Annotated in this window: 9 protein-coding genes; all 9 read left to right on the forward strand. The window is 59.0% G+C overall.

Annotated elements, in window-relative coordinates; all coding sequences use genetic code 11:
* Positions 1 to 29 precede the first annotated feature (29 nt).
* Positions 30 to 1631, forward strand: coding sequence for an ABC transporter substrate-binding protein (locus J3P77_RS19195; protein WP_434678145.1), 1602 nt, complete (start codon positions 30 to 32; stop codon positions 1629 to 1631).
* Positions 1632 to 1905: 274 nt separating this feature from the next.
* Positions 1906 to 3528, forward strand: a complete 1623-nt coding sequence (locus J3P77_RS19200) for an ABC transporter substrate-binding protein (RefSeq protein WP_434678146.1) — start codon at positions 1906 to 1908, stop codon at positions 3526 to 3528.
* Positions 3529 to 3795: 267 nt separating this feature from the next.
* Positions 3796 to 5394 (forward strand): ABC transporter substrate-binding protein, encoded by a 1599-nt coding sequence (locus J3P77_RS19205; RefSeq protein ID WP_434678147.1) that lies wholly within the window; start codon positions 3796 to 3798, stop codon positions 5392 to 5394.
* 157 nt (positions 5395 to 5551) lie between these two features.
* On the forward strand, positions 5552 to 6934 hold the full coding sequence (locus tag J3P77_RS19210; protein WP_434678148.1) for an OprD family porin: 1383 nt from the start codon (positions 5552 to 5554) through the stop codon (positions 6932 to 6934).
* Positions 6935 to 7011: 77 nt separating this feature from the next.
* Positions 7012 to 8607, forward strand: a complete 1596-nt coding sequence (locus tag J3P77_RS19215) for an ABC transporter substrate-binding protein (RefSeq protein ID WP_434678149.1) — start codon at positions 7012 to 7014, stop codon at positions 8605 to 8607.
* 71 nt (positions 8608 to 8678) lie between these two features.
* On the forward strand, positions 8679 to 9689 hold the full coding sequence (locus tag J3P77_RS19220; RefSeq protein ID WP_434678150.1) for an ABC transporter permease subunit: 1011 nt from the start codon (positions 8679 to 8681) through the stop codon (positions 9687 to 9689).
* Between the two features lie 10 nt (positions 9690 to 9699).
* A complete protein-coding gene (locus tag J3P77_RS19225; protein WP_434678151.1) occupies positions 9700 to 10611 on the forward strand; it encodes an ABC transporter permease subunit in 912 nt (303 codons plus the stop codon).
* A 10-nt stretch (positions 10612 to 10621) separates the two neighbouring features.
* Positions 10622 to 11590: an ABC transporter ATP-binding protein gene (locus tag J3P77_RS19230; protein ID WP_434678152.1), complete on the forward strand. Its 969-nt coding sequence runs from the start codon at positions 10622 to 10624 to the stop codon at positions 11588 to 11590.
* Positions 11590 to 12564, forward strand: coding sequence for a peptide ABC transporter ATP-binding protein (locus J3P77_RS19235; RefSeq protein WP_434678153.1), 975 nt, complete (start codon positions 11590 to 11592; stop codon positions 12562 to 12564). Before J3P77_RS19230 ends, J3P77_RS19235 begins: the two co-directional genes overlap by 1 nt.
* Positions 12565 to 12567: the final 3 nt, after the last annotated feature.

The following is a 12567-nucleotide window of genomic DNA, read 5'->3' on the forward strand; positions in this document are numbered from 1 at the left end:
GCGCGAAATGCCGTACTTGCGAGGATCCCATGAAACATAACTTCTTTAAGCCGCTGGCGGCTGCGGCTGCCCTCCTCGCCTGTGCCCCCTTGGCTCAGGCAGCAACGACGCTGGTGTATTGCTCGGAAGCGAGTCCCGCGGGCTTCGACCCGAGTCAGTACACCAGTGGCACGGACTTCGATGCGTCGGCGGAAACCGTCTTCAACCGGCTGACCCAGTTCAAGCGCGGCGGAACCGAAGTAGAGCCAGGGCTGGCAACCAGCTGGGACGTATCGCCGGACGGGCTGACCTACACGTTCCATCTGCGTGAAGGGGTGAAGTTTCATACCACGGACTATTTCACCCCGACTCGTACGTTCAACGCGGACGACGTGCTGTTCACGTTCAACCGGTTGCTGGACCCCAACCACCCCTTCCGCAAGGCCTACCCTTCCGAGTCGCCGTACTTCACTGATATGGGACTCAACACCACGATCAAGAACGTCGAGAAAGTCGATGCCCGGACGGTCCGATTCAATCTCAACAACATCGATGCCGCTTTTGCCCAGAACCTCGCTATGAGTTTCGCCTCGATACAGTCCGCCGAATACGCCGACCAGTTGCTGAAGGACGGCAAGGCGCAGGACTTGAATCTCAAACCCGTTGGCACCGGTCCGTTCGTGTTCAAGCGGTATCAGAAAGATTCGCAGATCCGTTACGCCGGCAACACCCAGTACTGGAGGCCCGAGGACGTCAGGATCGACAACCTGATCTTTTCGATCAACGCCGACGCTGCCGTGCGGTTGCAGAAACTCAAGACCGGCGAATGTCAGGTCAGTGGCTATCCGCGCCCCCAGGATATTGAGCAGATGCAGAAAGACCCGAAGCTCAAGGTGCTGAGTCAGCCAGGCTTCAATCTGGGTTTTCTGGCCTACAACGTGACCCGTCCGCCGCTCGACCAGCTCAAGGTTCGTCAGGCGCTGGACATGTCCATCGATAAGCCCGCGATCATCAAGGCGGTATATCAGGGCGCGGGCGTATTGGCCGAGAATGCCCTGCCTCCAGGCCAATGGGGCTTCGACCCGAAGATCAAGGATGCACCCCATGATCCGGCCAGGGCCAGAGAACTGCTCAAGGAAGCGGGCGTCGCGCCCGGCACGACGATCAACCTGTGGGCCATGACCGTGCAGCGCGCGTCCAACCCCAACGCGCGCATGTCGGCGCAGATGATCCAGGCGGACTGGGAGAAAATCGGCATCAAGGCCAACATTGTCAGTTACGAGTGGGGCGAATACATCAAGCGCGCCAAGGCCGGCGAGCACGATGTGATGATCTATGGCTGGACTGGCGACAATGGCGATCCGGATAACTGGCTCGGCGTCCTCTACAGCTGCGCAGCCGTCAAGGGCAGCAATTACGCCAAATGGTGCGATCCGGCTTATGACAAGCTCGTGCAACAGGCCAAAGTCACGACCGAGCGGGATGAACGCATCAAGCTCTACCAGCAAGCGCAGCAGATACTGAAATCGCAGGTGCCGATCACACCTGTGGCCAACTCAAGAGTCTTCCAGCCCATGCGCCAGGAGGTGCAGGACTTCAAGATCAGCCCGTTCGGGCTGACGCCTTTCTACGGCGTGAGCTTGAGCAAGTAGGGTAACAATCAGTCGCCTCCAGGGCCCCAACCGGGTGCATTTCTCACACCCGGTCGCGCCTTGGTGGTGCGATAAAAAGGTCCAAATGCGACGCGCAAACGATCAAATGCGTCAAAACTTACACTTTCGCGACATTCCTGTACGCCACTGCCACACTTTGTAGCTTCTTTGGCGCCAACATCTTGCTTTGGGTATGCACCCTGCATAAGTATCGAACGGGTCGACTCACGAGGTCGGTCCCTCTAACCAAAAAATGACAACAACTGAGGCCACCATGCTCAAACAAGCGGTCATTCCGTTTCTAGTCGGCGCAGGCTTGCTTGCCAGTGCCCCCTTCGCCCATGCAGCCTCGAATCTGGTGTTCTGCTCCGAAGGCAGCCCGGCGGGTTTTGACCCGGCGCAATACACGACAGGCACCGATTTCGACGCTTCGGCGGAAACCGTTTTCAACCGTCTGGCCCAATTCGAGCGTGGCGGTACCGCGGTTCAGCCTGGTCTGGCGACCAGCTGGGATATCTCCGAAGACGTGTTGACCTACACCTTCCATCTGCGCGAAGGCGTCAAGTTCCACACCACGCCTTACTTCAAGCCGACCCGCGAATTCAACGCCGATGACGTGCTGTTCACGTTCAATCGCATGATCGACAAGGACATGCCGTTCCGCAAAGCGGCGCCTACCGAGTTCCCGTATTTCACCGACATGGGCATGGACTCCAACATCGCCAAGGTCGAGAAAGTCGACGACCACACCGTCAAGTTCGTGCTCAACAAGGTCGATGCCGCGTTCATCCAGAACCTGGCGATGAGCTTCGCTTCGATCCAGTCCGCTGAATACGCCGACCAGTTGCTCAAGCAGGGCAAGGCCACGGACATCAACCAGAAGCCGGTCGGCACCGGCCCGTTCGTGTTCAAGAGCTACCAGAAAGACTCCAACATCCGCTTCACCGGCAACAAGGATTACTGGAAGCCTGAGGACGTCAAAGTCGACAACCTGATCTTCGCCATCACCACCGACCCGTCGGTGCGCATGCAGAAGCTCAAGAAAAACGAGTGTCAGATCACCGCCTACCCTCGTCCTGCCGACCTTGAACCGCTTAAGGCCGACAAGAACCTGAAGATGCCAGATCAGGCAGGCTTCAACCTGGGTTACATTGCCTACAACGTGATGGACAAGATCAAGGACAGCAACCAGCCCAACCCGCTCGCGCAACTGAAAGTGCGTCAGGCGCTGGACATGGCTGTGAACAAACAGCAGATCATCGACTCGGTGTATCAAGGCGCAGGCCAGCTGGCGGTCAACGCCATGCCACCAACGCAATGGTCCTACGACACCACGGTCAAGGATGCCAAATACGATCCTGAGAAAGCCAAGTCGCTGCTCAAGGAAGCCGGCATCAAGGAAGGCACCGAGATTACCCTGTGGGCAATGCCGGTTCAGCGTCCGTACAACCCCAACGCCAAGTTGATGGCCGAAATGCTCCAGTCCGACTGGAAGAAGATCGGTATCAACGCCAAGATCGTCAGCTATGAATGGGGCGAGTACATCAAGCGCGCCAAGAATGGCGAAAACGGCGCGATGCTGATTGGCTGGAGCGGCGACAATGGTGACCCGGACAACTGGCTCGGCACCCTCTTCGGTTGCGACGCGCTGAACGGCAACAACTTTGCCAAATGGTGCGACAAGCCGTTCGACACGCTGATCCATCAGGCGAAGGAAACGCCTGACCAGGCCAAGCGCACCGAGCTGTATAAACAGGCCCAGCACCTTCTCAAGGACGCGGTGCCGATGACGCCTATCGCGCACTCGACTGTCTACCAACCGATGCGCACCACTGTGCAGGATTTCAAGATCAGCCCGTTTGGTCTGAACTCCTTCTACGGTGTCAGCGTGAAGTAAAGGCGGTATGACCGCGTCGCTGGTGCGGCGCGGTCAACGTTTTATCTGAACTAAAAGCTGTTCGGTTAGTTGGGGAAGTTGCTTTAAGCCACTTTCCCTACTATCGCCGAGGCGCTTTCCTACACGCTTTGCGGCCTGCGAGCCTATTTACTGCATGTCTCTACCGACATACCGTCGAGACCGCGCCGCGCGTGTTATTCGGATATTGCCTACGGGCCTGTAAGACATTCGAGCTTCGGCTCGTCCTTTGAAGGGAAAGCAATCATCATGCGTAAAACTTTTGCGATGACCCCGCTACTCGGCCTCGGGCTGTTTGCCATGGCAGCCCAGGCTCAGGCCGCCAGCAACCTGGTGTTCTGCTCCGAAGCCAGCCCTGCCGGTTTTGACAGTGCTCAATACACTTCCGCAACCGACAACGACGCTTCCGAGCCGATCTACAACCGTCTTACCGAATTCAAGCAGGGCGACACTTCGGTAGTGCCTGGCCTGGCCACTTCGTGGGATGTATCGCCCGATGGTCTGGTCTACACCTTCCATCTTCGCGAAGGAGTGAAGTTTCACAGCAACAAGAACTTCAAACCGACCCGCGACTTCAATGCAGACGACGTGCTGTTCACGTTCAATCGCATGCTCAAGGCCGATCACCCGTTTCGTATCGCCTACCCGACCGAGTTCCCTTACTTCACCGGCATGGGCCTGAACAAGAAGATCAAGTCGGTGGAAAAGACCGGCCCGCTGACCGTGGTCTTCACCCTCAATACCGTGGATGCGGCATTCGTACAGAACATCGCAATGAACTTCGCCGGCATCCTGTCCGCCGAGTATGCCGAACAGCTGATGGCCAGCGGCGATGTCCGCGATATCAATCAACAACCGATCGGCACCGGGCCGTTCGTGTTCCAGCGCTATCAGAAAGATTCGCAGATCCGTTACAAGGGCAACAAGGAATACTGGGACCCGAGCCGGGTCAAGATTGATCAGCTGATTTTCGCGATCAATACCGACGCCTCGGTGCGCATGCAGAAGCTGCGCAAGAACGAATGCCAGGTCACGCTCAACCCGCGTCCCGCCGACCTTGAAGCGCTTAAGGCCGACAAGCAACTGAAGGTAATGGAGCGTCCGGGCTTCAACCTTGGTTACATTTCCTACAACGTTCGTCATGAGCCGTTGGGCAACCTTCAGGTTCGACAGGCGCTGGACATGGCCGTCAACAAGCCGGCCATCATCAACGCGGTGTACCAGGGCGCGGGTCAACTGGCAGTGAATGCCATGCCACCTACCCAATGGTCCTACGACGACACCATCAAGGACGCCGGCTACAACCCGGAGAAAGCCAAAGAGCTGCTGCGTGCCGCTGGCGTGAAGGAAGGTACCGAACTGACGCTCTGGGCCATGCCCGTTCAGCGCCCTTACAACCCCAACGCCAAGCTGATGGCCGAAATGCTCCAGTCCGACTGGGCCAAGGTCGGTATCAAGGTGAAGATCGTCAGCTATGAGTGGGGCGAGTACCTAAAGCGCACCAAGAACGGCGAGCATGACATCTCGCTGATCGGCTGGACCGGCGACAACGGTGACCCGGACAACTGGCTGGGCACTCTGTACAGCTGCGCCGCCATCGGTGGCAACAACTACTCGATGTGGTGTGACGAGAAGTATGACCAGTTGATCAAGGCGGCGATTTCGACCACCGACAAGGACCAGCGCACAGACCTGTACAAACAGGCGCAGCAGTACCTCAAGCAACAGGTGCCCATCACTCCGATTGCCCACTCGACTGTCAACCAGCCCCTGCGCGCTGAAGTACAGAACTTCCACGTCAGCCCGTTCGGTCGCAACAACTTTTCCGGCGTCAGCGTCGCCGACTGATCCATGAACCCTGCTTCAACGTCCGCCGCCCGTGTCTGGCGGCGGGCGCTGTCGGCTGCTCGTCAACACTTGATACAAGCCGGGATCGCTTACCCGGCAACACAAAGCCAGACCAAAAACTGGCGTTCATATAAGAAGTAAACAGGAGCTGTAGATCGTGAGAACCACCAGTACTGCGTTATTGGCTTTGTCCATTTCTTCGTTGGCGACAATGGCCTATGCAGAGGAATCGAGCCACAGTTTCGTCCCGACTCAACTGAGCACCACCAGCGCCCAGGCAGATGCCAACGGTTTCTTCGAAGACCAGCATGTCACCGGCTCCACGCGCAACTGGTACGCCAACGAACTGCGTCGTCGTGAAGACCGGTTCAGCTATCAGAAGAATGGCGTTGCAACAACGACCCCACGTCGTATCAACTGGGTCCAGGGCACCATCGTCAACTACACCTCGGGTTTCACTCAGGGCACCGTCGGCTTCAGCACCGAGCTGGCGCTCTACAACGCGATCGCACTGGACCGCGACCGCAAGCACATTGCGGGTGGCGGCAACCGCACTCTCGCCGAGAACGACGGCGACGCAGTCGGCCAGTGGAGCAAGATGGGCCTGGCCAACGTCAAGGCACGTGTTTCCAACACAACGCTGACTATGGGTCGTCAGTCGGTGAACACACCGGTTATCGCTTACATCGGCAACCGTGCACTGCCATCGAGCTTCCAGGGCTTTGCGCTGCAGAGCGACGAGTTCAACAACCTGTCTTTGCAAGCCGGCAGCTTCGACCGCGTCTCGCCACGTAGCGAACAGAGCCTGGCGCGATTCCGCTCCGAATACGCGTCCAATACCAGCGCAACCGCAGATCGACTGGACATGTTCGGCGGCGACTACAAGCCGTTCGACAACGTGACCACCAGCCTGTACGCGTCCAATCTGGAAGACTTCTGGAAGCAGTACTACTTCGGTTTCACCCATGAAATCGGCAACAGCGATGTCGTGAGCCTGAGCACCAACCTGAACTACTACAAGACCAAGGACGCCGGCCAGAGCAAACTGGGCCCGATCGACAACGACACCTACAGTCTTTCCTTCACCGGCACGCACAAGGCACATAGCCTGAGCATCGCCTATCAGGAAGTCGCCGGTGACGAGTACTTCGACTACGCCCACGAAACCAACGCCATCTTCCTCGCCAACTCCCTGCTCTCGGACTTCAACGGACCCAACGAGAAATCCCTGCAGATCGCCTACGTGCTGAACATGGCCGAATACGGCGTTCCGGGCCTGAAGTTCAACATCTATCAGGCACGCGGCTGGGACATCGACGGTACCAAATACAAAGGCACCGCCTATGAAGACGTAAAGAGAATGGACGGCGAATCCCATTACGAATACGGCATCGGCACTACATACGCCGTACAATCGGGCCCGCTCAAGGCCACGACTGTTCGCGCCACTTACACCACGCACCGTGCCAGCGAGTTTCAGGCGGATGGCAACCTGAATGAACTGCGCGTTGTGACCACTATTCCGTTCAACATTCTGTAAGCAGCTCGACAGCCTTGGCCGGGAACGTGATACGTCCCGGCTCGGGCTTTACCGGCGGTATTGAAAGGAGGTTTCTATTGAAAAAGCTCGCACTGCGCGCATCGATTGCGATGGCGCTGCTCAGCGCTGCGGCAGCCGTTTCGGCCAAGCCTCTGGTGGTCTGCACCGAGGCGAGCCCTGAAGGCTTCGATATCGTGCAATACACGACAGCGGTCACCGCCGACGCCTCGGCAGAAACCATCCTCGAACGCCTGGTCGCCTTCACGCCCGGCACCACCGACACCGTTCCCGGCCTGGCCGAGAGCTGGGAAATCAGTCCCGATGGGCTGACCTACACTTTCAAGCTGCGACGCGGAGTCAAGTTTCAGACTACCGATTACTTCAAACCCACCCGTGACATGAACGCCGATGACGTGGTCTGGAGTTTCCAGCGCCAGCTGGACCCCAAGCACCCGTGGCACGCGCTTTCGCTGGTCGGTTACCCCTATTTCGAGAGCATGGGCTTCAAAGACCTGCTCAAGAGCGTCGAGAAAGTCGACGACAACACCGTCAAATTCACTCTGTCGCGTCCTGAGTCGCCCTTCCTGCGCGATCTGGCAATGCCGTTCACGTCGATCTATTCCGCCGAATACGCCGACCAGTTGCTCAAGAATAAAAAGACTGCAGAGCTCAACAGCAAGCCTGTCGGCACCGGTCCGTTCATCCTGACCCGCTATGCCAAGGACGCTCAGGTCCGCTATAAAGCCAACCCGGATTACTGGAAGGCCAAGGTTCCCAGCGAGACACTGATTTTTGCCATCACGCTGGATAACAACACGCGCCTGCAAAAGCTCAAGGCCAATGAATGTCAGGTTGCGCTTTATCCAAAACCTGACGATATTGCCAAGATCAAGGCCGACCCCAATCTCAAGATCGACGAGATGGAAGCCATGATGACCAGTTACGTGGCGATCAACACGTCGCACAAGCACCTCAGCGACGTGCGGGTGAGACAGGCCATCAACCTGGCATTCGACAAGAAGTCCTACATCAGAGCTCTGTTCGGTGAAGGCAAGGCCACCGCGGGCGTGGGCCCTTATCCGCCGACCATGATCGGCTACGACCATGACAGCCAGAGCCCTGCTCTCGATCTGGTCAAGGCCCGGGCGTTGCTCAAGGAAGCGGGCGTGCCGGACGGCCAGGTGTTCACCCTGTTCGCCCGCAACGGCGGCGCCGTGACCAACCCCAACCCGATGGTCGGTGCGCAGATGCTGCAGTCGGATCTCGCCAAGGTCGGGATCAAGCTCGACATTCGCATCATGGAATGGGGCGAAATGCTCAAACGCGCCAAGGCTGGCGAACACGACATGGTTTTCGCAGGATGGGCCGGCGACAACGGCGACCCGGACAACTTCCTGACCCCCAACCTGAGCTGCGATGCGGCGAAGAATGGCGAGAACTACGCCCGCTGGTGCAACAAGGAATTTGAAGAGGCGATCACCAGAGCCCGGGAGATAACCGACCCGGCCGAACGTGCCGCCCTGTATAAGCAAGCGCAACATGTGTTCAATCAGGAACAGCCCTGGATCAGCCTGGCTTATCCAAAACTGTTCGTAGCAATGCGTAAAACCGTCGACGGCTTTCATATCAGCCCGCTGACCAATAACAATTTCACCTCGACCGGGGTGAAGTAGAAAAAACCACCGCCGGCGCTTCACAAGAGCAATGGCGGTACGCCTGACCGGCTGATGAGGTACACAACCAGATGTTTAGTTTTATTGCCCGCCGGGTGGGGTTATTGATCCCCACCTTTTTCGGCATCACCCTGCTGACCTTTGCCCTGATTCGCCTGATCCCGGGCGACCCTGTGGAAGTCATGATGGGCGAACGCCGGGTTGACCCGGAAATGCACGCTCAGGCCATGGAGCGCCTGGGTCTGAACAAGCCCCTGTACGCCCAGTACATCGATTACGTCGGCAAGCTCGCGCAAGGCGACCTTGGCGAATCGCTGCGCACCCGTGAAAGCGTCTGGACAGAGTTCACCTCTCTGTTTCCTGCGACGCTCGAACTGTCGCTGGCGGCGTTGATCTTCGCCGGCATCCTGGGGCTGCTGGCCGGGGTCATCGCGGCGCTCAAACGCGGCTCGCTGTTCGACCACGGCGTCATGGGCATTTCCCTGGCGGGTTATTCGATGCCGATCTTCTGGTGGGGCCTGATTCTCATCATGTTCTTCTCGGTCTCGTTGGGCTGGACCCCGGTATCCGGACGGATCGACCTGCTGTATGACATTCAGCCGGTCACCGGCTTCATGCTGATCGACACATTGCTCAGCGACGAAGAAGGCGCGTTCCTCGATGCGCTGCATCACCTGATTCTGCCGGCCATCGTGCTGGGTACCATCCCGCTGGCGGTTATCGCCCGGATGACCCGCTCTTCGATGCTCGAAGTGCTGCGCGAAGACTACGTGCGCACCGCGCGGGCCAAGGGCCTGTCGCCGGCACGTGTGGTCTTCGTCCACGGTTTGCGCAACGCGCTGATTCCGGTATTGACCGTATTCGGTCTTCAGGTCGGCACTCTGCTGGCCGGTGCGGTACTAACCGAAACGATCTTCTCCTGGCCGGGCATCGGCAAGTGGCTGATCGAAGCCATCGGCGCGCGGGACTACCCGGTCGTGCAGAACGGCATCCTGCTGATCGCCTGCCTGGTGATCCTGGTCAACTTCGTGGTGGATATCCTCTACGGCTTTGCCAATCCACGCATCCGTCATCAGCGCTGAGATCATCGATATGAGCACACCTACTCCTGCGGTAGCAGTCGATCAAAGCCTGCTTTACCCATCTCCATACAAAGAATTCTGGCAAGCGTTCGCCAAGAACAAAGGCGCGGTCGCCGGCCTGATGTTCATGATCCTGATCGTGTTCTGCGCGCTGTTCGCTCCCTGGGTAGCGCCACACGATCCAAGCGAGCAGTATCGCGACTTCCTGCTGACCCCGCCGGTCTGGCTGGAAGGCGGCCAGTGGCAGTTCATCCTCGGCACCGACGAACTGGGTCGTGACCTGTTGTCGCGCCTGATTCAGGGTTCGCGCCTGTCGCTGCTGATCGGTCTGTCATCGGTCGTCATGTCGCTGATTCCCGGCATCCTGCTGGGCCTGCTGGCCGGGTTCTTCCCGCGCATCCTCGGCCCGTCGGTCATGCGCCTGATGGACATCATGCTCGCGCTGCCGTCGCTGCTGCTGGCTGTCGCCATCGTCGCAATCCTCGGCCCGGGCCTGATCAACACCGTGATCGCCATTGCCATCGTTTCGCTGCCGTCCTACGTTCGCCTGACCCGCGCTGCCGTAATGGGCGAGCTGAACCGTGATTACGTGACCGCTGCGCGTCTGGCCGGTGCGACCCTGCCACGCCTGATGTTCATCACCGTACTACCGAACTGCATGGCGCCGTTGATCGTTCAGGCGACCCTGAGCTTTTCCTCGGCCATTCTCGACGCCGCGGCGCTGGGCTTCTTGGGACTGGGCGTACAGCCGCCGACGCCTGAGTGGGGCACCATGCTCGCCTCGGCGCGCGACTACATCGAACGTGCCTGGTGGGTGGTAAGCCTGCCCGGTCTGACCATTTTGCTCAGCGTGCTGGCAATCAACCTGATGGGCGACGGTCTGCGCGATGCGCTGGACCCGAAACTCAAGAATGCCGCCTGAGGAGATTCGCATGTCACTTCTGGAAATCAAGAATCTCAATGTCCGCTTCGGCGACGCCAAGGCCGTACCCGTGGTGGACGGTCTTTCCCTGCGCGTCGACAAGGGCGAAGTTCTGGCCATCGTCGGCGAATCGGGTTCGGGTAAATCCGTGACCATGATGGCGCTGATGGGGCTGATCGATGCGCCGGGCATCATCACCGCAGACTCGCTGACCTTCGATGGCAATGACCTGCTGAAGCTGAACTCGCGCCAACGCCGACGCATCATCGGCAAGGACCTGGCGATGGTCTTTCAGGACCCGATGACTGCTCTGAACCCTAGCTACACCGTGGGCTTTCAGATCGAAGAAGTTCTGCGTCAGCATCTGGGCCTGTCCGGCAAGGCGGCGCGTCAGCGTGCGCTGGAGTTGCTGGAGAAGGTCGAGATCCCCGGTGCCGCAGCGCGCCTGAACGCTTACCCGCACCAGCTTTCCGGCGGCATGAGCCAGCGCGTCGCGATCGCCATGGCCATCGCCGGCGAACCCAAACTGCTGATTGCTGACGAACCGACCACCGCACTGGACGTCACCATCCAGGCACAGATCATGGATCTGCTGCTGAGCCTGCAGAAAGAGCAGAACATGGCGCTGGTGCTGATCACTCACGACCTTGCGGTGGTTGCCGAAACCGCACAGCGGGTCTGCGTGATGTACGCAGGTCAGGCCGTTGAGGTCGGGCATGTCCCCCAGCTTTTCGAGATCCCGGCGCATCCTTATAGCGAAGCGTTGCTGGCCGCGATTCCCGAGCACAGCATGGGCGCCGAACGCCTGGCGACACTGCCGGGCATGGTGCCGGGTCGGTATGACCGTCCGCAGGGTTGCCTGCTGTCACCACGCTGCCCTTATGTTCGCGACAACTGCCGGGTTGAACGCCCGGCTCTGGATCCCAAGGCCCAGAGCCTGGCGCGTTGCTTCTATCCCTTGAATCAGGAGGTGGCGTAATGAGCGTCGTACTTACCGCCCGCGACCTTACCCGTCATTACGAAGTATCCCGTGGCCTGTTCAAGGGCCACGCTACCGTCCGCGCATTGAACGGTGTGTCGTTCGAGCTGGAAGCCGGCAAGACTCTGGCCGTGGTCGGTGAATCCGGCTGTGGCAAATCCACACTGGCCCGCGCGCTGACACTGATCGAAGAGCCCTCCTCGGGCTCGCTGAAGATTGCCGGCCATGAAGTCACCGGTGCCACCAAGTCCGAGCGCAAGCAATTGCGCAAGGATGTGCAGATGGTGTTTCAAAGCCCCTATGCCTCGCTCAACCCGCGCCAGAAGATCGGTGACCAGCTCGGCGAACCACTGCTGATCAACACCGATCTGAGCCGTGCCGAGCGCCGGGAAAAGGTTCAGGCAATGATGAGCCAGGTCGGCTTGCGTCCCGAACATTATCAGCGTTATCCGCACATGTTTTCCGGCGGCCAGCGTCAGCGTATCGCCCTGGCGCGAGCGATGATGCTGCAACCCAAGGTGCTGGTAGCAGACGAACCTACATCGGCGCTGGACGTTTCGATTCAGGCGCAGGTATTGAACCTGTTCATGGATCTGCAGCAGGAATTCAATACCGCCTACGTGTTTATCTCCCATAACCTGTCAGTGGTGCGCCACGTTGCGGACACGGTGCTGGTGATGTACCTGGGTCGTCCTGCGGAAATGGGGCCGAAGGAATACATTTACGAGCGGCCGCTGCACCCTTACACCCAGGCCTTGCTCTCGGCCACCCCGACCATTCACCCGGACCCGCTGAAGCCGAAGATCAAGATCGTCGGCGAACTGCCAAACCCGCTCAACCCGCCAAGCGGCTGCCCGTTCCACAAGCGTTGCCCATACGCCACCGAACGCTGCGTCACTGAAGTCCCCGAGCTGCGTCTGGTCGATCACCGCCAAGTGGCCTGCCATTACGCGGAGCAGTTTGTGGCGGCGTAATAC

Source organism: Pseudomonas sp. R1-18 (assembly GCF_051132095.1).
In the GTDB taxonomy this organism is placed as follows: Bacteria; Pseudomonadota; Gammaproteobacteria; order Pseudomonadales; family Pseudomonadaceae; genus Aquipseudomonas.

Bases quoted from the DNA above. Each gene is read 5' to 3' on its own strand.
- J3P77_RS19195 (WP_434678145.1), top strand. From the start codon at position 30: ATGAAACATAACTTCTTTAAGCCGCTGGCGGCTGCGGCTGCCCTCCTC.
- J3P77_RS19200 (WP_434678146.1), top strand. From the start codon at position 1,906: ATGCTCAAACAAGCGGTCATTCCGTTTCTAGTCGGCGCAGGCTTGCTT.
- J3P77_RS19205 (WP_434678147.1), top strand. From the start codon at position 3,796: ATGCGTAAAACTTTTGCGATGACCCCGCTACTCGGCCTCGGGCTGTTT.
- J3P77_RS19220 (WP_434678150.1), top strand. From the start codon at position 8,679: ATGTTTAGTTTTATTGCCCGCCGGGTGGGGTTATTGATCCCCACCTTT.
- J3P77_RS19225 (WP_434678151.1), top strand. From the start codon at position 9,700: ATGAGCACACCTACTCCTGCGGTAGCAGTCGATCAAAGCCTGCTTTAC.
- J3P77_RS19230 (WP_434678152.1), top strand. From the start codon at position 10,622: ATGTCACTTCTGGAAATCAAGAATCTCAATGTCCGCTTCGGCGACGCC.
- J3P77_RS19235 (WP_434678153.1), top strand. From the start codon at position 11,590: ATGAGCGTCGTACTTACCGCCCGCGACCTTACCCGTCATTACGAAGTA.